This window comes from Sulfuricurvum sp. (genome assembly GCF_028681615.1).
GTDB lineage: Bacteria > Campylobacterota > Campylobacteria > Campylobacterales > Sulfurimonadaceae > Sulfuricurvum.
The window spans coordinates 38,944-63,640 of record NZ_JAQUHV010000007.1 but is presented as its reverse complement, the minus strand read 5'-3'; the positions used below and the strand labels follow the sequence as shown (position 1 = coordinate 63,640).

The following is a 24,697-nucleotide window of genomic DNA, read 5'->3' as shown; positions in this document are numbered from 1 at the left end:
TATGCATAAATTTGCCATTCTCCGTCCTATTACGACCCTTATGTTCGCACTTGCCCTGATCTTTTTCGGGCTGGTCGAACGCGGCGGTATGCCATCCGCACTTTATCCCAACGTCGATTTTCCGATCGTTATCGTCACTACCACCTATAAGGGAGCCAATGCCGACATCGTCGAGAGTAAGGTAAGCGACAAGATCGAAGAAGCCGTGAGCGGAATCTCAGGACTCGATACCCTAAGCTCGGACAGTTCCAAAGGGATCAGTGTCGTCGTTGCCCAGTTTAAACTCTCAAAAGACCTCAACGAAGCGGTCAACGACGTCCGCGACAAAGTTTCCAGTATCCAACTCCCCAATGAAGTGGACAAGCCCTCCGTCGACAAATACTCGATCACCGCTTCCCCTGTCATTACCCTCTTTTTAGCGGGTAACGATACTCAAAAAGTGATGAAACATGCCGATGAGATTCTCAAACCGCGCCTTCAGCGGATTGAAGGGGTCGGCGGTGTCACCCTCGCCGGATTGCGTAAAAAACAGATCCTCATCACTCCGGATCCCGCCCTCCTCGCCAAATATTCCCTAACCATGAGTGATCTGACCGGAATTATCCGTGCTCAAAACATCCGCCTCGACGGAGGAAAAACGGTTGACCCGGCACACGAGACCCAAATACTCATAGATAACGACAGTAAAACCGTAGAAGCTCTCTCCGCCCTTCGGATACGAGAGGGGCTCAGTTTAGGCGATGTCGCAAAAGTGAGTGACACGTTGGCCGAAGAGCGCAGTTTTGCGTCCCTGGACGGCAAAGCAGGAGTTCTGCTTATGGTCAAAAAGATGACGGGAGCCAATGACATCGCCATCGCCGATGCCGTTCGGGCGCAGCTTCCTGCATTGGCGGCGTTGGAACCGAGTATGTCCCTCACGCCGTTGCAAGATACGACGGGATATATTCGTGATACCCTCAGCGGAGTCCAATTTGACCTTATCTTGGGTTCGATCCTCGCCTCACTCGTCATCTTTTTATTTTTACGCAATTTCACCCTAACCCTTATCGCCGCCGTATCTCTGCCTGTCTCTATTTTCGGGGTATTTGCGATCATGGGATGGAGCGGCCAGACGTTTAACCTCCTCACCCTAACCGCCCTCACCCTCGCAATCGGGATCATCATCGACGATGCGATCGTCGTTATCGAAAACATCTTCAAACGACTCGAAGCAGGTCGTGACCGTATCAATGCCGCCATCGAAGGGGTAAGCGAAATCATCTTCTCCATCGTCGCCATCTCTTCCATGCTCTTAGCGGTTTTCGTCCCTATCGCTAAAATGAGCGGGATTGTCGGACGCTTCTTTACCAGCTTCGGGGTGACGATCATCGCCGCCATCGTCGTATCGTTTGTCATTGCGGTAACCCTTATCCCGATGATCGCTTCGCAGATCGCAAAAGGCGAACATAGCCGTTTTTACCATAAAACCGAGCACTTCTTCGTCGCGATGGAGAACACATACCGTTCACTCATCCTCACCGTACTTAAATACAAAAAGACCACTCTCTTTGGTGCACTCGGTATTTTTATCGTCTCGATCGTCCTTTCGGGAACACTTGGGATGGTATTTATGCCGAAAGAGGATAAAAGCCAGTTCGACATCACCCTGAAAGCTCCTGTCGGAACGAGTGTAGAAGGGATGAAACGGCTCTCTCTCGATGCGCAACACCGCATCGGAAAAATGTCCGAAGTAGAATACTGTACCCTCTATGTCGGACGGGGGAATGATCAAAAAGCGAATGAAGCGGCACTCTATGTCCGACTCAAACCGATCAAAGAACGTACCCGCAGCCAAGGTGAGGTCATGAAAGAGACCCGTGTGATGTTGGAGAGTCTCAAAGGGTTTACGATGACCAGTGTCACCGAGGTCAACGACATCGGCGGCTACGAAATCAACACCCCGTATCAAGTGATCCTCAAAGCCCAAAATATGGACGATGCAGAAGCCTCGGCTCTGAAACTGATGAAACTGCTCAAAAGTATTGAAGGAACGACAGATGTACAAAGCAACATTCAGCCCAAAGCACCGCAGCTGAGCATCACCGTCCTGACCCAAAACGCTACCCGCCTCGGTGTCAACGTCGATGAGATCGCCCGTACCGTCGCCAGTGCCTATTCGGGAGATGCTACGATCACTTTTATCCGTGAACGGGGCAAAGAATACGATGTCGTGATGCGCCTGGGTGATACCAAACGTGAAAATATCGACGCTCTTAATAGCCTAAATGTCCGTACCTCTTCAGGGATCACCGTTCCTATCTCTGCGGTTGTATCGATCACACAAAGCTATGCACCGACCACAATCAAACGATTCGACCGTCTCAAAAAGGTGATCGTCGGTTCCGATATCACCAAAGCACTCCCGCTCGATAAACTCGTCAAAATCGTCAACGAACGCCAAAACGAGTGGTTGGGCAAAGGGGTCGCTTATGAGCTCGACGGTGATGCCAAACACATGCAAGAGAGTAACGAAGCGTTCGGCGTGGCTATCGGTGCAGCGCTCGTGATGATCTATCTCATCCTCGCCGCGTTGTACGAATCGCCGCTGCAACCGCTCATCATCATGAGTGCATTGCCTCTGAGCTTTACTGGGGCGTTTATCGGTCTGTGGGCGGCAGGGATGAATATGTCGCTCTTTAGTATGATGGGGCTGATGCTCCTGCTCGGACTCGTTGGTAAAAACTCCACCCTCGTCGTCGATGCCGCTAACCGTCTCCGAGATACGGGGATGCCCCTCGATGAGGCGATCGTCGAAGCGGGACTCTCACGTCTGCGCCCGATCCTGATGACAACGACGGCGATGTGTTTCGGGATGCTCCCTCTAGCCCTCTCGGTCGGAGAAGGCTCAGGGGTCAAAGGACCGATGGGGGTAGCCGTCATCTGCGGACTGCTCCTCTCGACCCTCACCAGCCTCCTCGTCGTTCCGGCACTCTATAAAGTCCTAGCACCGCTCGATGCAAAACTTCGTAAGCTCTATACGATTAAAAAAGATCCAACAGTATAAAGCTTCTTATTCCCAGCCTTTCCGTTGGGAATAATCTATGATGTTCCAAGCAAAAATCCATCTGCTATACTTTCAACACTTTTATCAAAGACATATGTATGAACTTAGACGATTTGCAACACCTTTTACGGACAAACTCTACTAACGTAACCGAAGAGTACACCCGACTTTTTCACGGGCGGGGCAATACGTATGGCGGATATCGCTTTCTCACCGTGGACAGTGTCGATAAAGTGCTCTTTGCCGTATTGTTTGACGCGGATGAAGAAGAATATGCCATCGTCTCGATGTTACGTGATTTCTATACCGCCGAGGGCAAATGGGAGGCATTGGTCGTCCAACAGCGCTATCTCCCCTCCTCACCATCAACTGTGGTTGCGGGAGAACTCCCGGAGCAGTGTTTCGCGATAGAGAGCGGTCTCAAATACCACATCAACTTCCTTAATGCCCAAAACATCGGATTCTTCCCCGATATGAAGCTTGGACGCGAGTTCATCCGTGAACATGCAAAAGGGAAAAATATCTTAAACCTCTTTTCCTATACTTGTGCTTTTTCGGTAGCCGCAATAGCGGGAGGTGCCGCGTCAGTCGTCAATGTCGATATGAACAAAAATGTCCTCTCGATGGGGAGAGAAAACCATCGACTCAATGCTCTTGATACCAAGAAAGTCGAATTTATGCCCTACAATATCCTCAAATCATGGAGTCGAATCCGTAAAAGCGGCCCTTATGATCTGATCATCATCGATCCTCCGAGCTTTCAAAAAGGCTCATTTGCCGCGACAAGCGATTATGAGAAGATTATAAGGCGGCTGCATGAGTTTGCAGCGGAGGAGTGCATCGTGTTATCGGCGCTCAATGCCCCTGAATTAGACAGTGAGTTTATCAAAACACTTTTCCGAGAAAACGCTCCGGAGTTTCAGTATGTCGAGAGGCTGGAGAATTTGGAGAGCTTCCCCGAAATTGAGGAAGAGCGAAGTCTTAAAAATCTGATATTTAAGAAAGAAATTTACAGAGTCGGATAATCCAAATACCCTTGTTCATCCTGAGTATAAAAGCTGTCCGGATTTGGAGTATTCAGTTCGGCATGACTTCTAAAACGTTCAGGAAGATCCGGATTGGCTAGATAAAGAGCTCCGAAGGCTACTGCATCGGCAAGACCGTTTTTAATCGCCTCATTCCCCCGATCCAAAGTGTACGCACCGTTTGCAATCAAAATACCGTTATATGCTTTCCTCAAAACGCTGAGATCAACGACATTCGCCCCGTGCCGAATATCCCCCTCGAGTGCATCGATAATATGGAGATATGCCAGATCGAAAGCATTGAGCTTTTCGCAGACGTAGGAAAAATGGAGCTTCGGATCGGAGTCTTTCATATCGTTGAACGTGCCGCTGGGAGAGAGCCGAACACCGGTACAGTCTGAACCGATAGCAGAACAAACCGCTTTCACAATCTCCAAAAGAAACCGTGCTCTATTTTCGATAGAGCCTCCGTATTCATCTTCTCTGTGATTGCTTCCATCACGTAAAAACTGATCGATCAGATAACCGTTGGCACCGTGTACTTCCACACCATCAAATCCGGCTTCCATCGCATTGACGGCCCCTTGGACATAATCTTGTTCAACACTTTTAATCTCATCGATTGTAAGAGCGTGCGGTGTAACAAATTCCTTCATCCCCTCATAGGTATAAATACTCCCTGAGGGCTTGATGGCTGAGGGAGCATCGGGCAGTTCACCGTTATGAAACGAAGGATGGGAAATTCTTCCGACATGCCAAAGCTGCAAAAAGATCTTCCCCCCTTGATCGTGTACCGCTCTGGTCACTTTTTTCCATCCCTGCACCTGCTCAGGCGTATGAATACCGGGAGTATAAGGATAACCGATCCCTTTCGTCGAAATCTGGGTGGCCTCGGTAATAATTAGTCCCGCAGAAGCTCTCTGGGCATAATAACGCGCCATCATATCATTGGGGACATTGTTCTGAACACTGCGGCAGCGTGTCATCGGTGCCATAAATATTCTATTGCGCAAAGGATAATTTCCGATTCTTATAGGGGAGAACAAATCCATGTCGAGCTCCTTTATCCAGTATAGTAGCCCCATTGTCCCACAATACGATTGATATATTTATGAATAATATTTAGTAATGTTGATATGAAATAATCAAAGTAGAAAGTATAAATATTTTTTATGATATTGGGATATATATCTCAGTACGGAGATTTTCCGGTTTAGTTCGTCTCGGTGCACGGTTAAGATAATGGAACATCGGTCCTCCGCGTACCATTGCACCGCTTTTGACGATCCAGTCACCGATGAGGCGATAGGTTTCGCGCATCTCTTCATAGGCTCCTTTGTGTAAGAATACGGCATATTTGCCTCCATCGATTGTTTTACTCATCACTTCACCGGAGGGTATAACACTTTTATCGTTATAGCTGATACATGCATCACATCGTAATTTATCGGGTGAAGTAACATTTGGGTTGTCATGTCCGATTCCCAAAGCTATCGCCTCTTTCATCAGGAGATTTTTTTTGTATTGTTTTTTTTGTTCTTTCGCAAATGCGAGCAATACATCCCATGCCTCGTTGCATGCAATGTAATACGGACCCATGCGACGAACGTAGAGTACATCAAAAGGCTCAATTTCAACAAAATGAGGGGAAAGTATAACAGCAGAGTTAATCTGTTTGGCACTACGTGAGAACTCTGAAGGTGTCTGCCCGAAATGCTCTTTAAATACTTTGGAAAAAGCGGCACTCGTCTCCTATCCGCTCTCCATCGCTATCGAGGTGATATTGCGGTCTGTTTTAAACTTGATCGTCGTTTTTTGCAAACGGACTCGTCTGATGTAATCCCCGACACTTTCCCCAACAATTGATTTGAAAATTCGATGAAAATGGTATTTTGAAAATCCGGCGATTTTTGCTAATTCATCCAAAGAAAGATTTTCGCCACTGTGTTCTTCGATATGCTTTACTGATCGATAGACGCTCTGAAAATACGTTTTTTGTGTCGAATCTTTCATATCTCTTATAACACTTCAAGGGCGACATACGGTGTATTATAATGAATCATCTCACTCATTTCGCCGTTTGCTAAATTAAGTGCCGAATACCCAAGACCTGACGGTGTCGCTGTAGCGTAACGGTTTGCTATCCATCCTGTAGGTTCTGCGAAGCCCGATGCTGACCAGACAGCGCAAAGATCACTATATTTTCCCAAACGATCGACTGTATAAGCGTGACTAGGAGAGCTTTCGTCCTTTTTACCCGTTCCGCTAGTCGGAAGTGCTAGCTGTATGCCGTTGATCGTTCCGTAGCGATAAAGATTATTGATCCCTTCTCTGCGAACTTTGCCTCTCGCATCGTGGTTAAAAAGTGCATTCAAATGGTCAAAACTGACAAAATCGGCACCACCATTCAAAATTCCGCTGTTATCGCTCGTACCGTCACCCGAACGGTCCCAATAATAAAACCACTGTTTGCCGATATGGATGGGAGCAATCAGTTTCCCCTCTTTGCCCAAATCGATCACATCATTCATGACCCGAAGCGATACTATTATCTCGTTGTTTGCCTCCTTTAAAACGATTGTATAATCGTTATGAGCTTTTTGAACATTCGGTAACTCACGAAATGTTATCTCTCCTGAACCGTTTGAAGTAAAAAGTCCATTATCTCCCTTTCCTGCAATAAGAGTCGCTCCTTTATGCACTTTATACACAGGGGTCGATGTTGAAAACTTCCCCTCCAAAAGATCGTCCGAACGGACAGTCTCACTGCCTGCTAACACTGACATTATCCCTAAAAGCGATGCTGCAAATACGAATCGCATCACTTTTTCTCCTTTTTAGATTGCCATACCTAACGATCTCATAAAATCTTCAACTACTTTGGTATAGTTACTCTCCAAACCCAACTCATCGTTAATCTCTTTGTGTTTCAATGCCTGCGGTGTCATTTCGGCTCGCAGATTCATGGATTTGGCTTTTTGAACAAAAGATTCAGTCTGTCCACACGGTTTATCCGGCCGTTCGGTCGAACATACCAACAGCATAGGTACTGCATGTGAGCTAAGACGCTGATACGGCGACGCATCCGCCCAATACGCAGGATCGGTTCCGAAGGCTTCATCATAGAAATCGTAATGTTTCATACTCATCACCTTTGGAATATCCATCGCGGCACTGTCGAGCGAAACGGTTCCCAGCCACGGTTTGAGGTTTGGATAACGATTAGGATCGGATGAAAGTAAATCAACCAGATGCGCTCCGGCAGAGTGTCCCATCAGTACGATTTTATTCGTATCCCCACCCCATTCGGAGGCATGTTTTTGAACATACGCAAGCGCGGAAGCAACATCGTCCGCCTGCTTAAGCGGATCGGCATCGGGCAAGAGGCGGTAATTGACCGATACGAAAATAATCCCTTTGGGGTTCCAGCGCGCTTTTTTATTATTGACAACGTTTTCAGAACGTTTATCCCCTATTTTCCACGCACCGCCGTGTACCATAACAATCACAGGGGCATTTTGGGGGTTTGAGGGAAGATAGACATCAAGACGCTGTTTTTTGTCACTGCCGTAGGCAACGTCCATCATGGTATTTGAAGTTTGTGCGCCTGTCGCATTACGTGCTTCGGCACGCTTTTGAAGAGCATCTCGGAGTATTCCTGCATTTCCCGTCGTTGACCCTGCCAGTAGCACCGCAATGACGATACCTAATCCAAATCGTTTGCCTTTCATAGCTTCTCCTATGTAAAATCTCCCTGTTATTATATGAGATTTAAACAGACAAAACTATTCTAAAATTGCTATTTTTTGTTCGATATTTAAACACTATTTAGAAGCAATTTTCATCGCCAGTTTACGGGCAAAAGGGAAAACAAGAAGGATCGTCGGAAATGCGATGGCATACGCCACCAGCCAAGCATGAAGCCATATTCCGACAAATCCCTTGACCAATCCCAAATTGATCAATGTTATGGCACCCGACATAATAAAGCTCATAAAACCTGATAGCAATGCCGCTTGCACTTGATGCAGATATTTGACTGAAACCATTTTAATCCTTTTTCTTACTACAGGCAATTACGATATTTTTATCCCTCGCATAGTCTACTCCCCAATCAATCATCATCTCCAAGATCGGACGAATCGCCTCTCCGTGCGGTGTAAGACTGTATTCGACTTTCGGTGGGACCTGCTCATAAATCACTCGATTTATCAGCCCGTTTTCTTCCATCTCCCGCAGCTGCTGCGTCAACATTTTTTGGGTGATCCGCGGCATCAGACGGAGCATTTCGCCATTGCGAAGCACTTTTTTTTCATGCAAATGCCACAGAATAAGCCCTTTCCATTTTCCGCCGATCAGTTCGAGGGTCAGTTCAAAATGGCAATTAAAAGGGGATTGGATCATTATATAGTTACCTTTTAGTATGTATGGTACTTTTTAGTGTGTTCTTGATTTTATTTACCGTATGCTATAGAATCTCTCCTGATAAAACCCTAAAGGACTCATTAATGCGAAACGATTTTGAAAAAGCAATGCACTTCCGCCATGCGTGCAAACTGTTCGATACAACGAAACCTATAAGTAATGAAGATTTGACCTTTATCCTCGAAGCGGGACGACTCAGTCCGAGTTCATTCGGTATGGAGCAGTGGCAATTTTTTGTTATCCGTGACACTGCCATGCGCGAAGCGATCCAAGCAGTCGCTTGGAACCAACCCCAAGTTACGACTGCATCAGAGCTGATCGCTGTCGCATACAAGAAACAAGTCCGCAGTACTGACGCCTACATTCAAAGCGAATTTGAAAAATTTCATTATCCCGACTATCTTCTGCCAATGTACGCACAATGGATTGATCCCCGTTCAGATGAAACACTCGAATGCTGGTCATCCCGCCAAGTTTACATCGCTGCAGGGAACATGATGACCGCTGCCGCATCGATCGGAATCGATTCATGTCCGATGGAGGGATTTGACCGTGATACAGTAGAGAAGATTATGGGAATCGATACAAGCGTGTATGGAGTCCCCTTACTCATCCCATTCGGCTATCGCGTCAATGAACAACCGTCGTTGCATCGCTCCGAGCTTAGCGAACTCGTAACCTATATTTAAACAAGGAATTTTATGAATGCATTTACCTATTACAACCCTACCCGTATCGAATTCGGACGCGATAAAGAAAACAATATCGGAAAAATGATCGCCGAGCAGGGAATTACACGTCTTCTCCTCGTCTACGGAACCGGTTCGATCAAGAAAAATGGTTTGTACGACAGAATCATACAGAGCCTCAAAACAGCCGGAATCGCTTACGAAGAGCTGGACAGCGTGGTGAGCAACCCTCTCCTCTCCCGCGTCCATGACGGTATTGAAATGGTAAAATCGCATGATCTCCAAGCCGTTCTCGGTGTAGGCGGAGGATCGGTCGTCGATTCGGCCAAAGCGATCGCCGCAGGGGCTCTTTATGAGGGGGATGTATGGGATTTTTTCATCCAGAAAGCTTCTATCACCGCAGCCCTCCCCGTCTATGCCGTCATGACCCTCGCAGCAACCGCCAGTGAGATGAACGGAAACTCGGTAGTGATGAACGACACAACCAAACAAAAATACTCCATTTCATCCGTGCTGGTCAATCCTAAAATCTCGATCATCAATCCCGAACTGATGATGACAGTCACCCCTGAGTATCTCGCCTATTCAGCAGCCGACATCATCGCCCATACGATCGAAGTCTATTTTACCGCCGATGATCATCCCCATTTTCAGTCCCGGCTTGTCGAATCCATCATCAAAACGGTTATCGAAACAACCGAAATCCTCCTCAAAGATCCGTTGAATTACGACGCGCGTGCCGAGTTTGCATGGGCTTCCACCCAGGCACTCAACGGCTTGACAAGTTCAGGAACAGGCGGTGGGAGTTTCCCGAACCACATGATCGAACATGCCCTATCCGCACTCTTTAACATTGCCCACGGTGCAGGATTGGCCATTGTTATTCCGGCATGGATGAAATGGTACAAAGGGCAAAATCCGGCTCAATTTGAACGCTTTGCCAAAGAAGTTTTCGGACTTAATAATGCGGATGAGGGAATCGCGGCATTGGAAAGCTGGTTTCACTCTATCGGTGCACCGGTTTCCTTAGCCGCTGCCAATATTTCACGTGAACGCATCGGCGACATTGCCGAAAATGCACATGGGCTAGCAGTATTATGGGGAATGGGGGAAGAATACTCTTCTCAGACAATCGCCACCATACTCCAAAACGCTTAGTTAAACTCTGATTTTTTCTCCGTAGCGCATCTTGCGCTCAGGCGTATAATCCCACCAGACTCGCGGCTCCCCGCCATCCATAAAATCGGTGATCGACATCAGCACGTCGAGCATACACGGGTCTTGCCGTTCGCCAAATGCTTTACAAAATCGGACATACAGATCATACGGATCCTCTCCGCGAAGCTGTTCGGGACGAGTGATCCCGATTTGGGCAAAGTCGGCGGCAACCGTTTTGCCGACATTGGGAAGATCGGTCAGTTTTTCGACCTTTTCACGGATAACTTTTGCCGGATTCATGAGCGGACTCCTTAGATCTTCGGACGTATTGAATAGCGTCCCTGTTCTATGTGTACTTCCAGAGGTATGTTAAAAACTTCCGACAGGTTGTCACTGTTCAACACCTCATCCTTATTCCCTTGCGCATAGAGTCTCCCCTCTTTAATCAACACTACTTTTTGTATCTCTTCAAAAACCTCTTCGATATGGTGGGTCACCAAAATGACGGTCGTACCGCTGCGAGCAAGAGTGCGCATCATTTCTATAAAATCGAGCTGTGCTTTGATATCCAATCCGACCGTAGGCTCATCCAGTAAAATCGCATTGACCGGATGTACCAACGCACGGGCTACGATACATTTACGCAATTCGCCCGTCGACATCTCGCTCAAACGCTTTTCTCTCAGGTGTTCGATCCCCAACCGCTCAAATGCACGGCCAGCCGCTTCGATCTGCTCAGCTGTCACTTCCAAATGATCAAACAATCCGATCGTTCCGAAAAAACCGCTCAGTACCGTTTCAAACCCGCTGAGATAGCCGCTCTCAAATGCAAAACGTGTATGCAGATCGTTGGTCACAACCCCTAAATGTTTGCGCAGTTCAGTGACGACCCATCGCTCGTTACCCAGTATTTCCCGTCGAAACGGCTCATTAATATACGATGGATAAAGTTCGCAATTAATCAGTTTGATAAGACTCGATTTCCCCGAACCGTTGGCTCCGAGGATGACGCAGTGTTCCCCTTCCTCGATCCGAAGCGAAATGTTTTTCAGAACCGGCTTTTCGGTGTAGGTGAGTTGGACATTGTCGAATAATACGATCGAATTCATTTAAAATTATTTCCTTCTTTGTTTGCACATACAGCTGTTTTCATGATCGTCTACCATCCCGCACGCCTGCATAAATGCATATACGGTGGTCGTTCCGATAAATTTAAATCCCTGTTTTTTGAGCTCTTTTGTAATGGTATCGGAAATATCTGAGGTACATGCCGCCTCTTTGTAATCAGTAACATCGTTAATGATCGCTTTTCCATCCACTTTTCCCCAAAAATACGCATCCAAGGAACCATACTCATCTTGAATCTCTAAAAATCCTCGTGCATTCGCGATAATCGCTTCGATTTTGGGACGGCTTTTTACCACCAGTCCGCTGTTGAGGATACGATCGATATCTGCCTCGCCATAATGTGCCACCTTGTTCAGATCAAAGCCCTCAAATGCTTCGCGATACCCTTCACGTTTTTTGAGGATGGTCAGCCAGCTGAGTCCGGCTGATTGCGTTTCCAAAGAAAAAAGTTCAAAAAGGGCACGCTCATCGTGCAACGCCCGTCCCCACTCTTCGTCATGATAAGCGACATACACCGGATCACTCAATTTGACCCATCCGCAGCGTGAAACAGACATTACGTTCTCCACTTTTTTAATTGGAACTATCATAGCACAACTCATTCAACCCTGTATTTGTATGACACTATGAAATAAATCTCATCTGTATCTTTAAACACACTATAATTTTAGTATGAAACACTATGAACGTTTGATAGAGACCCCAATCGGTACGTTGATCGCCGTAACGGACGGTGAAGCCATCAGAATTCTCGACTTTGCTGACGATGCACCTAAGATTGAGCCTTCCGATCATCCCCTGCTCCTTCAGCTCTCAAACGAATTGGAGGAGTATTTTGCCGGAAATAGAACCGTTTTTACACTCCCTCTCAATCCAAACGGAACGTCGTTTCAAAAAGAGGTATGGGAGACTCTACTCACTATCCCCTACGGAAAAACGATCTCCTATGCCTCGGAAGCCGAACGATTCGGAAACCCTAAAGCGACCCGTGCAGTCGCCAATGCCAACGGACGCAATCCCATCGCTATTTTAATCCCCTGCCACCGTGTTATCGCGACAGGCGGAGGTCTCGGAGGATACAGCGGAGGGCTCTGGAGAAAAGAGTTTTTACTGTCGTTAGAGAAAGATGATTTCTGATTCTAAGGCTATTGCCCCAGAGCGAATACGTTTGAGAGGGTATTGATATAGTTAAAATATCCGGTAATCGCGACCGCTTCAACGATTTGCACATCGGTATATCCCAATGTTTTGAGTTCGTCGATCTCTTCTTTGAGGATTTTATAGTTCTCTTTTTTGGAGGCTTTGATACAAAAGTTCAAAAGCGCTTTTTCGGCGTCACTCGTCGAAATAGAATCTACCCCCTCCAAAACCTCTTCGATCCGCTGCTCGGAGAGTCCCAACATCTTTGCGATCCCTTTGTGGACATCGACGCACATCTTGCAGCCGTTCTCTTTTGAGATCAACAGAGCGATAGACTCTTTTATATCATACGAGAGCGTCGTCTCATCCAGCAAAAAGCGCTGAATCATCCCGTCCGTCGCAAAATAGATCTTTTCATCCAATGCCAACAGTTTAAAAATCTCCCCGAGTTTTCCCGTTTTTTCCAAAATCGGTCGTGCTTTTTCCTGAATCGCGGGAGACATCTCTTCAAATTCGGGTAATGCTATATGTGCCATGGTTTTCCTTTGTATGTGATTGAAAGTCTGGTAGATTACGGTGCAACCCAGAAAAAGACACCGAATGCGACGATCAGCAGCTGCGTTGCCATAATTGCCGTCGTTCCTATGATGTTGCCTATCTGACAGCTCGTGCACTGTTTATAGAGTCTGGATTCATAAAGGGCATAGAAAAAGTAGGCGATCATCAATACCGGTACGGCGAGGAGCAGATAAATATCGATCCGATAGATCAACGCACGCACTTCCTCCGAAGCGAAAAACGGGATAATGAAACTCAGAGCGATAAGCAGCATTACATATTTCGCTCCCCGTTTGAAATAATCGCGGACGAATACCATCGGACATGTACTTCCGTTGGCAACCAGACCGAATTCGAGATGGTCGTTGATCCGCTGTTTCATCTCCCGATCAACCCGATCGACGAAGGTACTTCCGAAGCTGTAATCGAGTTGCTGCTGGAAAATGTGAGCCGGATCACCGGAGAGATCCTGATGATGAGGCTCCCCTTTTTCATCTTCATAAATGACCGTTACGTTATCAAAACGTTCCACATCGACACTAATCGCCTCATAATAGGTACTCCGCTCGGTTTGGGTCGATTTTCCGCTACATTTGATCAGACGTGCATTAATGTACGGAAGGTATTCATCCCCCTTTTTAATAACGATAATGTTGTATTGGACTCCGATCATAATCGCACTGAGCGCATCCAGATCGTTTGCCTTCATCGTATCGACCATGTCGGTGATCCATTGAAGTAATTCATCATTAAAAAAACGGACGTTTGCCGAAATCAGACGGATTCGCGAATCCGGATATTTGAGCAGCGGTTGAACCATATAAGAACCTCGATAGTTACAGATAACAAAAAGCGTAAAGCAACACTTAACGTTTTGAATTATAGGGTATAATTCTTACATTCGTATTAATCAAGGAAAATCATGGATTATAAAATTTCAGAACTCGTCGAACTCACCCATGTTCCGAAGTCCACAATTTTATATTACATCAAAGAGGGGCTGCTTCCCGAAGCTCAAAAGCTCAAATCCAATGTACACCGCTACAGCGAAGAGCATGTCGAACTGATCAAATACATCAAATACATGCAGCAGGAGATGGGAAGTTCCATCGAGCAGATCAAAGGGATTTTGCAAAATAAAAATCAATCAATGGCAAGTTCTTTTTCGATGCTGGCACCGCTCATGGAGACACTAAGCGGTATCCCCTCCACCGCAAAACATTACACAAAAGACGAATTTATCGATTATTTCGATGTCGAACCTGACTTGTTGGAACAACTGCTGGAAGACGATATTCTGGTTCCGACAAACAAAGATGATTTCACGGATAAAGAGGCGTCCATTATTCGCCTGATTGAAGACTACATTGAAATAGGTTTGGATTACACGCTGCTCAAAACATATGTCGACCAAGCAAAAGTAATGGCTGACTTAGAGTGTCAATTGCAAAAACAACTCTGCAAAAGACGAACCGATGAAAATTTTTCGACCCTATGGAAGATTATGTTCGAAACGCTTTTTAATGCAAAGTCGTATCTTTTCAGCCGCTATACCCACAAAGGGCTAGTGGAAGTCCTGCAAGAAGAAATCCGAGGGAAAAAAGACTGATACTCCTCAAAACGTCTCTTGGAAAGATGAAAACAGGTAATCATTTTGAGAGACTGAAGCATGGCAGGCGACACATTCCTCCGAACCTTTCGCATACGGCACATAACCGTCTCCCTTTTTAACAAATCGTGCATAGCCCCAGTGATCACCGTTTTGATCAAAATGTTTCGAGTCTTTGACCATAAATTCGATCCGCTGGAGTGTATCCGCTTCCAGTGCATCCGGATAAGCTGCCATAGGTTTGACGCTCCAGCCGATTTTAACCATTTTACTCCCCTCAGGCATCGGGAGTTTTTTTGCTTTGATGGCATCATAGGCAATCGGATTTGCTAGCACATAGCGTAATTCATGCTTATCGATACGCCAGTGAGTCGCAACAATTTTATAATCCTGATACCCATCGATCATTTTAAATGGCAATCCGTTATCCGGCATTTTCATATCCGGAAGCGGTGCAGCTGAAAGTGAGGAGACAAAAAGAAAAGCCGTAGAAAATACGAGAATACGTTGTAACATGTGGACTCCTAAAATAATAGGTACAATCTTACTCCTCTTTCATAAATGACACCACAATTTGTTTTCTTTCTTTATACAGCTTCCACACATATTAAACACCAATACTTTTATCTAGGCTATTTTTATAACTATTTTAATTGTGAAAAATATATTGGTTTTTACCGCTTTCTTTTGCTAAATACATCGCCTGATCAGCATGTCGAAGCAATATATCCGATGGAACATTGTCATGCGGATACAGAGTTATGCCGATACTTGCAGTTACATTGACTTCTTCATTATTTGGGAGAATGTAGGGTTCATTAATACTGTCCAAGATTTTGGTTATGATCGTTTCACACTCTTCAATACTTTTGATATTGACAAGCAAGATAGCGAACTCGTCACCGCCGATTCTTGCTATCGTATCGCTTTCCCTTACATGGTTTTTCATCCGATTCGAAATTTCAAGCAATAACTTATCGCCGACATTATGTCCGAAACTGTCGTTTACAGGTTTAAATTCATCTAAATCCAGATAACACACAGCCAAAATAGAATGTAAACGTTTTGAAATCATCATAGCTTGATTAATTCTCTCAGCAAATAACAAACGATTCGGCAACCCCGTCAAAGAGTCATAAAACGCCATTCGCTCCAACGTCGATTCATAATCTTTACCCGTCGTTATATCCGTCAACAATCCGACATAGCTTAAAATTTTCCCTTCCGAATCACTGATCGCTGAGATGGTCAATCTCTCGACAAAAATCTCTCCGCTTTTCCGCCGGTTCCAAATCTCGCCAATCCAATACTTGTTTCGGATTAATTCATTCCACATATTTTTATAAAATGCTTTGTCATGCTTATCCGATTTTAAAAATCCCGCATTTTGCCCTACGACCTCATCATTTGAATATCCGGTAATAAGGCTATACGCTTCATTGGCTTCGACTATTACCCCTTTTGTATCGGTGATAACGATACCCTCTTTTGCACTCGTAAAAACGCTTGCCAAAAGTTTTAATTTCTCTTCGGTTTTTTTTCGCTCCGTGATATTTGTGACAATATGCAACCCGTACTGACCTTCATTATACGGATAGGTAGTGATTTCCACATCAAAAACAGAACCGTCTTTTCGCTTATGTTTGCTTTCGAAATGCTTTACTTTTTTGAGCCTGATCGTTTCTCTTATGTTTTGCAACGCTTCCACTGTGATCACCGGATCAATATCGAAAGGTGTTTTACCGATCAGTTCCTCTTTTGAGTACCCCAGTGAATCGCAAGCGGCATGATTCACATAGATAATTTCTCGTTTATCGTTGAATAGATAGACGGCATCGGTGATCATATTTAACGCCAAGTCCGCTAATTGGAACTGATTCTCAATGTTACGTCGTTCCGAAATATCTAGATTAAAGCAGGTTAAACCGATTATCTTTTGTTCTGTATCGTCATAGATCGGCGAATAATAGGTTTGCCAGAACTTTCGTGACAATACTTCATCACCGTATTCGCTTTCATCGACAAAAAATTCTCCGCCGAGTGCTCTGTCAAAAAGAGTTTTGGCTTTTTGATAATCATCTTTTCGACTTATGATCTCAAGCATATTCAGACCGGGTTCAATCTCTTTCCCCCAAATCGCCTGCATTGCTTTTTTGTGTTCGTGATTAAAAGCTAAATACTCATATGCCGTATCCAGTGCGAAAATTATTACATTTGGAGAACTTTCTAAAATAGCTTGAAGTAAATTAGGATTCGTTGTGCTCTGAATAGTAAAAGTGTGAATAGGATCGTTTTGGAGAGTTTGTTTGTCTTTTCCCATCCCGCAACTCCTTCACTACTCTTTCTCAATGAATAGCACATAATAAGTAATAATACAAAACAAAAGGTATTAATATAAAATATTCTATCAAAAAAAATAAAATCTATGTGTAAATATGTAAATATATATTTAATTATTGTAACACTGAGTTACAATTTGACAATAAATCTTTTTATTTCATCGTCATCATCAAAAATCCGGTAAATCCGGCATTGTCCTCACCGATCAAAGGTGATACGTGCGATTTCATCTCTTCGAGCATCTTTGTATATTTTGTATAAAACTCGTACGTCGGACGGGGTTTGTACACCAATCCCTCAAGATCGAAAAATTTGATGATATCTTTCGTCGTAGTCGGTTTGATAAAAAACGCTTTATCTCTCGCATAGTAATACGGGATTAATGTCACAATCGACCATTTTGCGAGCTTGTAGATGCTGAGTATATCGACGAGGATGCCAAACCCTTTTTCTTGGTTGGCATGTAAAAGTTCATACAGCCCTATAGCCAGCATATCCTGCTGTTCCATACTCATCTGTTTTACCATATCTCTGACTTTCGGTTTTTCAAAAAGCGAGATCAAAGAGGATTTAGAGACGATCTTGGCGAAACTTTCACAAATCTCTTCGGTACGCGAAAAACGCTCCGGAGCAAATAGTTCTCGCATGCTCTTGCCGATCCCCTCGGTATTGTGCCGTTTGATGATCGGCAACAGCCCCTCGTCCTCAAACCCTTTGGGATAAAAGGCGAAAAAATCGACCTCGGCTTCTTTGAGTTTTTGCAAATTCATGGATCATCCTCTCATTGATTTTTGAGATACTCAAGCGCGATTTTTTTTGCTTCCGCACCGTTGGCACCCTCGCCTCTGATCTGAAATGCGAAAACCTGTGACTCATCGTCTTTTTCGATAAATCCGACGAACCACCCTATTGCGTTGCAGCTTCCCGTTTTACCCGCCAAAATAGACTGTTCGTCTTTTTGCAAAGTAATGATCTCTTTCGCCGTTTTCATAGAGCGTTTGGAAAAGGGGAGTTTTTCTTCCACGAGTGCTTTTACAAACATTGCTTCTTCAACCGGAGAGATCAAAAGGCTCCCTCCACCCAACCAAAAATCAGTAAGTGTACGAGACGTATCCTCATTTCCATAATGTGCCTGAGCAACCATCCGAGCCATCCGCTCCGCTCCCACACGCCGAGCCATTTCTTGATAAAACCATACTACCGAGACCGAAATTGCCGATCTCATCGAATGATCTTGATTCCACGCAGGATATCCCCGCACAACTCCATCCCATTTGATTGTCTCGTTTTCATCCCGCACCACACCGCTATCGAGAGCGATCATGGAATTGAGTATTTTAAACGTCGAGCAGGGGTTGACCCTCTCATCAGCATGTTTTCCATAGATCGTTTTTGCTGAAGTATTCAAATCTATGATGACTGCAGTACCGTCAAACTTGCCGAAGTCAGGTTCAGCAGCCAATAAAGGCAATGTCATCAAAAGCCAAAACAACAATCTCATACTTATTCTTTACATAAATGGGGTTAGACTAAAATACTCTTTTAAAGCACTCTCATACTCGACCTCGAGTTTTTCCATTTTCCCATTTTCGATCAGCTTCAGCTCGTTGTCTACTAAGATTTTACGTCCTTTCGGTGTCTGCATGATCGCCAACTTCTTTTGGGTAAATACCGTATCGGGACTTGTGGCATTAAAATAGTTCGCCAGAGTAAATTCGATCCATTCCTGATTCTGGAGGGCAAAACCGTATAAACGCTGCCATTCCCCCTGCACCATTGCACCGAGAACGTATTCTCCATCGATCAGTTCCAGTCGATAGCTATCACTGTCCTGAACCGCTTCACCCTCTCGGATTTCCATCGGAGAGCGCAATGCGTACCCACCGAATCCGCAGTCGCACAGATAATTGCGTCCATTGAGGCGAACGATGAGCACCATGTGCGTTTTGGGACGGCGTGTCGGATAGAGCATCGAACGTGCTCCCGCGAAATACCACTCGAACCCGATAGCGCTGAGCGCCATCGAAAATACGCCGTTGACTTCATAGCAGTATCCGCCGCGCCGACGATTGATCACTTTTTCGACGATATCTTCGGGAACCATAGACGGGATTCGTCCTGCCTGAACCTCGGTATTTTCAAACGGGATACTTCGCAGCTGTTGCTGCATCAATCGGGTCAGTGTCGCGACGTCGGCACTTACAGCCCCCTCATAACCGATACGGAAGAGATAATCGGAGAGGCTAAAATTGGATGCTGTCATAACTTTCCTTTTGATATTTATTCTTTTAAAAATGACAATTCATGACTCGTCATCGTTGGACAGAACTCGGTGATCTCATACTCCACCATACCGTGACTATAGAACGGATCAGGAGAAAGAATGTCTTCAATCACTTTGCTAGATGCTCCGTGAACCAAAATCACCCCTCCGGTTCGGGGAACTTTGCACCTCGATGCGAGAAAATTTCCTAAAGCATACTGCTCTTTGAGATACGCAACGTGCTCATCGAGCAGAGCATCAACCGCTTCTAGAGGTTTCAATGTAGGTAAGTGAGATAATAAACATATTAACTCCTGTTTGAAATAATATTGTCTCCTTTTTTTCTATAGATTGCAAACATTCTCCTAAGTATTTCTTTCGTCTATAATCTCTTTTCATTTTCTTTTCGTTCTTTCCTTACAATTTTCCCATCTAATATAAGGAAAACATATGAAAAGTGTTTCTAGATCAGCGCTGTTAAGTGTGATATTGTTCAGCTCTTGTGTTGAGCTGAATGCGGCAGATTGGTTGATGCTCCAAGGTGCGGAACCTGAGACTGTAGCTCCACAGGGGGTCATCGTCCCTAATCGAAATAAAACGCCTAAACTCTGGGGTTTTGCACAGATTAACTATGCCAAAGATTACGGCACGGTTGCCTCATCCGGCGGGAAGACAACCACCCCTTTTTCACTTTTAACGCCTAACCTCGAAGATCAATCCGGATTTAATATCGCAAGAGCCCGTCTGGCAGTGCGGGGCATCGCGGATGATGACAACATGGTCAACTATTTTGTTATGACTGATTTTGGGAACAACGGTATTAACAATCTGGCAAACCACAGTACCCCAACCTATCTCACCGATGCTTCGGTAACGCTCAAATACATTCCGGATGCGAAAATTCGCGTCGGTAGATTCAAATATCCGGGAAGTGAAGAAGGGATGGAAGCCGTATACTTCTCTCCTTATATCGATTTTACAACGATGAGCGATCAGCAACTGCTTGAACGACGTATAACCAATGCTACAGCGGCACAAACCGGTGCAGCGGCCGGCGGTGCTTCTACCCTCCATTATACGACCACTTCCGTCGACAATCCGGTCGGAGCATTCAGAGATACAGGTGCAGAGGTTTTTGACACCATACCGCTTGTCAATTCATGGACCTTTAGTTACGCTTATATGTACGGGAATGGAACCGGAATTTCAAACTCGAATACGGATACTCAAGGTACCCATTACGGGTATTTGGCACTCGAAAATAATTTCGGAGGCGGTAAAGGGTTTTACACCAATGCCATGAAATTTTATGTATGGGGACAAAACGGAAAACGTAAGTTTGTTTCCAATGCTACGACACTGATCGATGCCGACCGTAAACGTTATGGATTGGGGATGACCTACTACAACCACGGGCTCAGATTTGAAGCCGAATACATGATGGCGCAGGGGATGATCTACGTCGGTGCCAAAGATGTCGACGCCAACCCGCTGGTACAGGATTGGGAGCTTCAATTTGCATCAGGAAACGAAAATAAAGCCAACGGCGGGTATGTCAATCTCCAATATGAACTTATACCGCAAAAATTCGAAGTCTTCGGCCGTTACGATTTCCTGAACCGTCTGACCAATGATGTCAAAGGCGAGCGCGACTTTACGACGACGACACTCGGTGCATCGTACCGATTTAACGGTCCTACCCGGATCGATTTCAACTATCTTATCAGAGATGCCAAAGCGCCGGGCAATGCAAGTGCACAAACTGTTTTGGACAACATGGGTAACCGTGCCGAAATCCAAGTAACCTATGCTTTTTAAAAAGGATCAAACCATGAAACTAATAAACTTTCTCTTTATCGTACTGAGCGTGACAGCTTTTCCTCTCGCCGCAAGTGAAAAGGATGATGATGTCGTCAAAGTGGTCTATCAATGCGATTTCCTCGAAGCGGACCGTATCCATCTGATGCTCAACACGATCAATAATGCGGTTGAGTATTACAATAAAAACTTCATACAGTATGAGATCGATCTCGTAGCACTCGGGCCGTGTCTACAATATGTCATGAAAGACTTTAACAATACCGGCTTTGAAGAAAAGCCCTACATCACACAGGGTGGACCTACAGGTGCCGGAACACGCTCACGTCTAAAAGCTCTTCAGCTTGATGGCGGCGACAAGATTAAAATTTATGCGTGTAAAAATACGATGGATAAAAACCATGTAGCCGATAATCAGATCGAGGATTTTGCGACAACCACACCTGCCGGAATCGTTAAAATCATCGATTTGCAGCGCAGCGGCTATGCCTATATAAAAATACGATAAAAAATCAAGGAAACAGTCCGTTATTTTATTTTTAAAAATTATAATAATGGACAAAGGTTAGCATGCGACTCTATCAAAAGTATTTAACATTATTACTGTTGATATTACTCACTATGATTGTCTATTTTTATGTGCAGAAGAAACAGGAGTTTGTCAACAGGATCGATATCGTTCTGATGAACCTTCTGGACAAACAGATCGAACAGGAGAAAGCGGAAAGTTTTGCTTTCGCGTTCGCATTGGCTCAAAACGAGACGCTGCAAACGGCTATCGAAACCAATAATTCCAAGAAAGCGACCGAAATCCTCAAACAATATACCTCCACACTGGAGGTCTTCAGCGGTTCCAAAGTCCACGCCCAAATCGTTACCAAAGATTTTATTATCCTCGCACGAAACTGGGAAAATACCAGTACCGGCCTGAGTATTAAAGCGTATCGCCCGGATTTGGAGGATATTGTTTTGACGCATAAGCCCCACCTCTCCTTCGAAGCCGCGAGACGTCTTGTATTGATCGCATCGATCCCGGTAATCAAAGAAAAACATCTCATCGGGTTCATCGAAGTGATCCAAAAGCTCGATGCGATGAAAAACTATTTTGCCAACTACGATATCGATCTTTTGGTCTTGATGGATGACAAATACAAAGATCAGGCCGTTTTACTCAAAAACAACCCCCGTATTGAAAACATGATCGTCGCAAACGACGATGCGAACATTCACCACATCTCCTATCTCAAACGCGCCGGTTTAACCGATTTACTGACAAACGGCGTACATGAGGGAGATAATTATGTTTACTTTTCACGATCAATTCTCAATGCCGACGGTCAAAATATCGGTTCGTTCGTACTGGTTCTCTCCAAGAAAAAGATGAAACTTTTCAATGCTTTTGAAGAGGAACTGGACACCTTTTTGACCTATTCGAGAAAAGATTTATACCTCTCGGTTATCAATCACGATCCTTCTGCAAACCTATGGAACAACTATACGGCTGCAGAGCTCCTTTCTCTTAAAAAGTGTGTCCATCCCGAGGACAAAACCGCTCTTGAAGAGAGACTGCGAACCGATCTTGGGCACTACAGCAAAGATGAACTCATCTCACTTCTACTCGATACGAACTCCAACCAGAAATCCAGAGGACACATAAAATGAGATTGCTTTTACTCGAAGATGATGTTATTTTAAAAGACAGCATCGAGGAATTTTTGAGTGCACAGAACTATAACGTCGACAGTTTTGAAAACAGTGAAGACGCATACGATGCTATTTTTTCCGTTGATTACGATCTTCTGCTGCTGGATGTTAACATTCCCGGCGAATTCAACGGTTTTTCGCTGCGAAAAGCATTGGCGGACGAGAACAAAAACATCCCGACGATTTTCGTCACGTCGATGTCCAGTGCCGACGCTCTCATCCAGGGATACGCACACGGATGCTGCGATTACATCAAAAAGCCGTTCGATCTGACCGAACTCATGCTTCGGGTACGGCATGCTCTCAAATCCAACTGCTTTAAAACCCAAGAAGAGTTTCTCATACTTCCCGATGATTACCGCTACAACGTCACGACCTATGAGCTTACGTGCAATGGCGTACCGGTTTCGCTCAGTAAAACCGAAAGCGAAATTCTAAATCTTTTCCTCATGAATCGAAATCGGGTTCTCACCTTGGAAATGCTTTATGAAAAAATCTGGGAAAACAATGTCGATGCGGCAAATGCGCGGGTTCAAATCAATAATCTGCGGAGAAAACTCCCGAAAAATCTGATTAAAAATATCTATGGGTTAGGATATCGTCTTGATTGTCGATGAAAAAAAATTCGTTCGCCGTTATAGCTTGATCTATACGTGTATCGTCTCTGTCATATTGCTGGCACCCTTGTATTTTTATGTCAAGCATAAAATCAATATGCAGGAAGTACGCACCGAAGTCGAGCTCAAATCGATCCAATCGCATATCATCAATGCTATGGATTCTTTCGGCAATAATCCCGACGGTACGTTCGAGTTTCCGAAATTCAATTCCTATCAATCCGGCCTCTACTCCAATACATTTTCCACGATCTACTCCCAAATCAAAGAACCTTTGCCCTCTTTTATGCCGGGGTATCACAGCGAAGGGCTGAGCCGGTTTCTCATCACGGCTCTCCCGCCCCAAAAATATTTTTTTGCCGACTATCTCATTACCGAAACGACGATCTCCTACACCGATATTTTTCTTGAAGCCAGCATCATCGCATTCGGCATCCTCGTATTGATCCTCCTGCTATCGTTTTATTTTTTAAACAGCTTCTCCGTACCGTTCAAACGTGTCAATGAGAAACTCGATGAGTTCATCAAAGAATCGATGCATGAGATGAATACGCCGCTGAGCATCATCAATGTCAACGTGGACCTCTTTAATAGCATCTACGAGTCCAACAAATACCTCAGCCGCATCAAATCCGCAACCAAATCACTGGCAACCATCTACAATGATATGGATTACCTCATCAAACAAAACCGTATTGAGTATAAAGACGAGTTGATCGATTTTGAAGCGTTCGTCAAAGAGCGTGTTGAGTATTTTGAACTGATCTGCCAGCTCAACAACATCACATTATCCCTGCATGCCGATACACGGACACACATCCGCTTTAACCCGACGAAACTTCAGCGGATCGTCGACAATACCCTCTCCAACGCGATCAAGTTTTCGCATAAAAACGGCAAGATCGACGTCTACATCCACAAAAATGAAAACGGCGGAATCAGCCTTGTCGTCCAAGACTACGGGCAAGGGATTAAACATCCCGAGAAAATCACCAATCCCTATTACCGCGAGCATGAACATAAAACGGGATTCGGTATCGGCATGAATATCGTCAAATCCATCATCGACAAAAGCGACATTACCCTGGATATCCAATCCACCTATTTAAAAGGGTCAACCTTTACCTACACGTTCAATCGCTCATTGGTTGTCAATTCAACGGAACAAAAACACTGATTA

At 44.9% G+C, this 24,697-nt stretch carries 29 protein-coding genes; 11 read left to right on the top strand and 18 right to left on the bottom strand.

Annotated elements, in window-relative coordinates; translation table 11 throughout:
• Nucleotide 1 precedes the first annotated feature (1 nt).
• Both PHE37_RS08635 and PHE37_RS08630 read left to right on the top strand, forming a co-directional pair.
• Entirely contained in the window at nt 2–3,043 is a 3,042-nt protein-coding gene (locus PHE37_RS08635; RefSeq protein ID WP_300008436.1) for an efflux RND transporter permease subunit, read from the top strand.
• A 98-nt stretch (nt 3,044–3,141) separates the two neighbouring features.
• Nucleotides 3,142–4,068 carry a class I SAM-dependent methyltransferase gene (locus tag PHE37_RS08630; RefSeq protein ID WP_299995910.1) on the top strand — a complete coding sequence of 309 codons (927 nt, stop codon included), beginning with the start codon at nt 3,142–3,144 and terminating at the stop codon, nt 4,066–4,068.
• On the opposite strand, the gene PHE37_RS08625 is transcribed toward PHE37_RS08630, so the two are convergent.
• From PHE37_RS08625 to PHE37_RS08595, 7 genes are all read right to left on the bottom strand, one after another.
• The gene (locus tag PHE37_RS08625; protein ID WP_300008433.1) at nt 4,053–5,120 is read right to left on the bottom strand and encodes an alkene reductase; all 1,068 of its coding nucleotides are present in this window, start codon (nt 5,118–5,120) and stop codon (nt 4,053–4,055) included. The two genes, PHE37_RS08630 and PHE37_RS08625, sit on opposite strands and share 16 nt — an antisense overlap.
• Nucleotides 5,121–5,238: 118 nt before the next feature.
• Entirely contained in the window at nt 5,239–5,724 is a 486-nt protein-coding gene (locus PHE37_RS08620; protein WP_299996122.1) for a GyrI-like domain-containing protein, read from the bottom strand.
• 96 nt (nt 5,725–5,820) lie between these two features.
• Nucleotides 5,821–6,081 carry an AraC family transcriptional regulator gene (locus PHE37_RS08615; RefSeq protein WP_299996121.1) on the bottom strand — a complete coding sequence of 87 codons (261 nt, stop codon included), beginning with the start codon at nt 6,079–6,081 and terminating at the stop codon, nt 5,821–5,823.
• Between the two features lie 5 nt (nt 6,082–6,086).
• On the bottom strand, nt 6,087–6,893 hold the full coding sequence (locus PHE37_RS08610) for a hypothetical protein (RefSeq protein WP_299996120.1): 807 nt from the start codon (nt 6,891–6,893) through the stop codon (nt 6,087–6,089).
• A gap of 12 nt (nt 6,894–6,905) precedes the next feature.
• Nucleotides 6,906–7,799 carry an alpha/beta hydrolase gene (locus PHE37_RS08605; RefSeq protein ID WP_299996119.1) on the bottom strand — a complete coding sequence of 298 codons (894 nt, stop codon included), beginning with the start codon at nt 7,797–7,799 and terminating at the stop codon, nt 6,906–6,908.
• A 93-nt stretch (nt 7,800–7,892) separates the two neighbouring features.
• Complete coding sequence (locus PHE37_RS08600; RefSeq protein ID WP_299996118.1) at nt 7,893–8,117, bottom strand: DUF2798 domain-containing protein; 225 nt, start codon at nt 8,115–8,117, stop codon at nt 7,893–7,895.
• A 1-nt stretch (nt 8,118) separates the two neighbouring features.
• Nucleotides 8,119–8,472 carry a helix-turn-helix domain-containing protein gene (locus tag PHE37_RS08595; protein WP_299996116.1) on the bottom strand — a complete coding sequence of 118 codons (354 nt, stop codon included), beginning with the start codon at nt 8,470–8,472 and terminating at the stop codon, nt 8,119–8,121.
• A gap of 104 nt (nt 8,473–8,576) precedes the next feature.
• Between PHE37_RS08595 and PHE37_RS08590 the strand changes: the two genes are divergently transcribed.
• Together PHE37_RS08590 and PHE37_RS08585 are read left to right on the top strand one after the other, a co-directional pair.
• Nucleotides 8,577–9,182: an NAD(P)H-dependent oxidoreductase gene (locus PHE37_RS08590; RefSeq protein ID WP_299996114.1), complete on the top strand. Its 606-nt coding sequence runs from the start codon at nt 8,577–8,579 to the stop codon at nt 9,180–9,182.
• Between the two features lie 12 nt (nt 9,183–9,194).
• A complete protein-coding gene (locus tag PHE37_RS08585) occupies nt 9,195–10,340 on the top strand; it encodes an iron-containing alcohol dehydrogenase (RefSeq protein WP_299996112.1) in 1,146 nt (381 codons plus the stop codon).
• Here the strand turns inward: PHE37_RS08585 and PHE37_RS08580 are convergent, their stop codons facing one another.
• Genes PHE37_RS08580 through PHE37_RS08570 form a run of 3 tightly spaced genes read right to left on the bottom strand, consistent with a single transcriptional unit; the run spans nt 10,341 to nt 12,025 of the window.
• The gene (locus PHE37_RS08580; protein ID WP_299996111.1) at nt 10,341–10,640 is read right to left on the bottom strand and encodes a helix-hairpin-helix domain-containing protein; all 300 of its coding nucleotides are present in this window, start codon (nt 10,638–10,640) and stop codon (nt 10,341–10,343) included.
• An 11-nt stretch (nt 10,641–10,651) separates the two neighbouring features.
• On the bottom strand, nt 10,652–11,449 hold the full coding sequence (locus PHE37_RS08575; protein ID WP_299996109.1) for an ATP-binding cassette domain-containing protein: 798 nt from the start codon (nt 11,447–11,449) through the stop codon (nt 10,652–10,654).
• A gap of 6 nt (nt 11,450–11,455) precedes the next feature.
• A complete protein-coding gene (locus PHE37_RS08570) occupies nt 11,456–12,025 on the bottom strand; it encodes a DNA-3-methyladenine glycosylase I (RefSeq protein WP_299996108.1) in 570 nt (189 codons plus the stop codon).
• Between the two features lie 115 nt (nt 12,026–12,140).
• Here PHE37_RS08570 and PHE37_RS08565 point away from each other — a divergent pair, with 115 nt between their 5' ends.
• Nucleotides 12,141–12,605: a methylated-DNA--[protein]-cysteine S-methyltransferase gene (locus PHE37_RS08565; RefSeq protein ID WP_299996107.1), complete on the top strand. Its 465-nt coding sequence runs from the start codon at nt 12,141–12,143 to the stop codon at nt 12,603–12,605.
• An 8-nt stretch (nt 12,606–12,613) separates the two neighbouring features.
• Here the strand turns inward: PHE37_RS08565 and PHE37_RS08560 are convergent, their stop codons facing one another.
• Together PHE37_RS08560 and PHE37_RS08555 are read right to left on the bottom strand one after the other, a co-directional pair.
• A complete protein-coding gene (locus PHE37_RS08560; RefSeq protein WP_299996105.1) occupies nt 12,614–13,144 on the bottom strand; it encodes a carboxymuconolactone decarboxylase family protein in 531 nt (176 codons plus the stop codon).
• A gap of 35 nt (nt 13,145–13,179) precedes the next feature.
• Nucleotides 13,180–13,986: a peptide deformylase gene (locus tag PHE37_RS08555; protein WP_299996103.1), complete on the bottom strand. Its 807-nt coding sequence runs from the start codon at nt 13,984–13,986 to the stop codon at nt 13,180–13,182.
• 102 nt (nt 13,987–14,088) lie between these two features.
• On the opposite strand from PHE37_RS08555, the gene PHE37_RS08550 reads away from it, so the two are divergent.
• Nucleotides 14,089–14,775: a MerR family transcriptional regulator gene (locus PHE37_RS08550; protein WP_299996102.1), complete on the top strand. Its 687-nt coding sequence runs from the start codon at nt 14,089–14,091 to the stop codon at nt 14,773–14,775.
• 6 nt (nt 14,776–14,781) lie between these two features.
• On the opposite strand, the gene PHE37_RS08545 is transcribed toward PHE37_RS08550, so the two are convergent.
• The 6 genes from PHE37_RS08545 to PHE37_RS08520 all read right to left on the bottom strand — a co-directional run bounded on the left by PHE37_RS08545 (nt 14,782) and on the right by PHE37_RS08520 (nt 19,659).
• Nucleotides 14,782–15,291 carry a cytochrome P460 family protein gene (locus PHE37_RS08545; protein ID WP_299996100.1) on the bottom strand — a complete coding sequence of 170 codons (510 nt, stop codon included), beginning with the start codon at nt 15,289–15,291 and terminating at the stop codon, nt 14,782–14,784.
• Between the two features lie 133 nt (nt 15,292–15,424).
• Nucleotides 15,425–17,095 carry a sensor domain-containing diguanylate cyclase gene (locus PHE37_RS08540; RefSeq protein WP_299996098.1) on the bottom strand — a complete coding sequence of 557 codons (1,671 nt, stop codon included), beginning with the start codon at nt 17,093–17,095 and terminating at the stop codon, nt 15,425–15,427.
• Nucleotides 17,096–17,267: 172 nt separating this feature from the next.
• Entirely contained in the window at nt 17,268–17,885 is a 618-nt protein-coding gene (locus tag PHE37_RS08535) for a hypothetical protein (protein ID WP_299996096.1), read from the bottom strand.
• 11 nt (nt 17,886–17,896) lie between these two features.
• Nucleotides 17,897–18,616, bottom strand: a complete 720-nt coding sequence (locus PHE37_RS08530; RefSeq protein WP_299996094.1) for a penicillin-binding transpeptidase domain-containing protein — start codon at nt 18,614–18,616, stop codon at nt 17,897–17,899.
• Between the two features lie 9 nt (nt 18,617–18,625).
• Nucleotides 18,626–19,378, bottom strand: a complete 753-nt coding sequence (locus tag PHE37_RS08525; protein WP_300008431.1) for an arylamine N-acetyltransferase — start codon at nt 19,376–19,378, stop codon at nt 18,626–18,628.
• Nucleotides 19,379–19,395: 17 nt separating this feature from the next.
• Nucleotides 19,396–19,659: a YciI family protein gene (locus PHE37_RS08520; RefSeq protein WP_299994994.1), complete on the bottom strand. Its 264-nt coding sequence runs from the start codon at nt 19,657–19,659 to the stop codon at nt 19,396–19,398.
• Between the two features lie 169 nt (nt 19,660–19,828).
• On the opposite strand from PHE37_RS08520, the gene PHE37_RS08515 reads away from it, so the two are divergent.
• From PHE37_RS08515 to PHE37_RS08495, 5 genes are all read left to right on the top strand, one after another.
• Nucleotides 19,829–21,196: a hypothetical protein gene (locus PHE37_RS08515; protein ID WP_300008429.1), complete on the top strand. Its 1,368-nt coding sequence runs from the start codon at nt 19,829–19,831 to the stop codon at nt 21,194–21,196.
• A 13-nt stretch (nt 21,197–21,209) separates the two neighbouring features.
• On the top strand, nt 21,210–21,704 hold the full coding sequence (locus PHE37_RS08510) for a DsrE family protein (RefSeq protein ID WP_299995000.1): 495 nt from the start codon (nt 21,210–21,212) through the stop codon (nt 21,702–21,704).
• A gap of 62 nt (nt 21,705–21,766) precedes the next feature.
• On the top strand, nt 21,767–22,858 hold the full coding sequence (locus PHE37_RS08505) for a cache domain-containing protein (RefSeq protein WP_299995002.1): 1,092 nt from the start codon (nt 21,767–21,769) through the stop codon (nt 22,856–22,858).
• Complete coding sequence (locus tag PHE37_RS08500; RefSeq protein ID WP_299995004.1) at nt 22,855–23,517, top strand: response regulator transcription factor; 663 nt, start codon at nt 22,855–22,857, stop codon at nt 23,515–23,517. Before PHE37_RS08505 ends, PHE37_RS08500 begins: the two co-directional genes overlap by 4 nt.
• Nucleotides 23,504–24,694 (top strand): HAMP domain-containing sensor histidine kinase, encoded by a 1,191-nt coding sequence (locus PHE37_RS08495; RefSeq protein WP_299995005.1) that lies wholly within the window; start codon nt 23,504–23,506, stop codon nt 24,692–24,694. Before PHE37_RS08500 ends, PHE37_RS08495 begins: the two co-directional genes overlap by 14 nt.
• The last annotated feature ends 3 nt before the right edge of the window (nt 24,695–24,697 follow it).

Coding starts and splice junctions, on each gene's coding strand:
- PHE37_RS08625 (WP_300008433.1), bottom strand. CDS start 5,120: ATGGATTTGTTCTCCCCTATAAGAATCGGAAATTATCCTTTGCGCAAT.
- PHE37_RS08595 (WP_299996116.1), bottom strand. CDS start 8,472: ATGATCCAATCCCCTTTTAATTGCCATTTTGAACTGACCCTCGAACTG.
- PHE37_RS08635 (WP_300008436.1), top strand. CDS start 2: ATGCATAAATTTGCCATTCTCCGTCCTATTACGACCCTTATGTTCGCA.
- PHE37_RS08615 (WP_299996121.1), bottom strand. CDS start 6,081: ATGAAAGATTCGACACAAAAAACGTATTTTCAGAGCGTCTATCGATCA.
- PHE37_RS08545 (WP_299996100.1), bottom strand. CDS start 15,291: ATGTTACAACGTATTCTCGTATTTTCTACGGCTTTTCTTTTTGTCTCC.
- PHE37_RS08505 (WP_299995002.1), top strand. CDS start 21,767: ATGCGACTCTATCAAAAGTATTTAACATTATTACTGTTGATATTACTC.
- PHE37_RS08630 (WP_299995910.1), top strand. CDS start 3,142: ATGAACTTAGACGATTTGCAACACCTTTTACGGACAAACTCTACTAAC.
- PHE37_RS08540 (WP_299996098.1), bottom strand. CDS start 17,095: ATGGGAAAAGACAAACAAACTCTCCAAAACGATCCTATTCACACTTTT.
- PHE37_RS08550 (WP_299996102.1), top strand. CDS start 14,089: ATGGATTATAAAATTTCAGAACTCGTCGAACTCACCCATGTTCCGAAG.
- PHE37_RS08500 (WP_299995004.1), top strand. CDS start 22,855: ATGAGATTGCTTTTACTCGAAGATGATGTTATTTTAAAAGACAGCATC.
- PHE37_RS08535 (WP_299996096.1), bottom strand. CDS start 17,885: ATGAATTTGCAAAAACTCAAAGAAGCCGAGGTCGATTTTTTCGCCTTT.
- PHE37_RS08560 (WP_299996105.1), bottom strand. CDS start 13,144: ATGGCACATATAGCATTACCCGAATTTGAAGAGATGTCTCCCGCGATT.
- PHE37_RS08530 (WP_299996094.1), bottom strand. CDS start 18,616: ATGAGATTGTTGTTTTGGCTTTTGATGACATTGCCTTTATTGGCTGCT.
- PHE37_RS08570 (WP_299996108.1), bottom strand. CDS start 12,025: ATGTCTGTTTCACGCTGCGGATGGGTCAAATTGAGTGATCCGGTGTAT.
- PHE37_RS08565 (WP_299996107.1), top strand. CDS start 12,141: ATGAAACACTATGAACGTTTGATAGAGACCCCAATCGGTACGTTGATC.
- PHE37_RS08600 (WP_299996118.1), bottom strand. CDS start 8,117: ATGGTTTCAGTCAAATATCTGCATCAAGTGCAAGCGGCATTGCTATCA.
- PHE37_RS08515 (WP_300008429.1), top strand. CDS start 19,829: ATGAAAAGTGTTTCTAGATCAGCGCTGTTAAGTGTGATATTGTTCAGC.
- PHE37_RS08585 (WP_299996112.1), top strand. CDS start 9,195: ATGAATGCATTTACCTATTACAACCCTACCCGTATCGAATTCGGACGC.
- PHE37_RS08605 (WP_299996119.1), bottom strand. CDS start 7,799: ATGAAAGGCAAACGATTTGGATTAGGTATCGTCATTGCGGTGCTACTG.
- PHE37_RS08555 (WP_299996103.1), bottom strand. CDS start 13,986: ATGGTTCAACCGCTGCTCAAATATCCGGATTCGCGAATCCGTCTGATT.
- PHE37_RS08580 (WP_299996111.1), bottom strand. CDS start 10,640: ATGAATCCGGCAAAAGTTATCCGTGAAAAGGTCGAAAAACTGACCGAT.
- PHE37_RS08510 (WP_299995000.1), top strand. CDS start 21,210: ATGAAACTAATAAACTTTCTCTTTATCGTACTGAGCGTGACAGCTTTT.
- PHE37_RS08525 (WP_300008431.1), bottom strand. CDS start 19,378: ATGACAGCATCCAATTTTAGCCTCTCCGATTATCTCTTCCGTATCGGT.
- PHE37_RS08575 (WP_299996109.1), bottom strand. CDS start 11,449: ATGAATTCGATCGTATTATTCGACAATGTCCAACTCACCTACACCGAA.
- PHE37_RS08590 (WP_299996114.1), top strand. CDS start 8,577: ATGCGAAACGATTTTGAAAAAGCAATGCACTTCCGCCATGCGTGCAAA.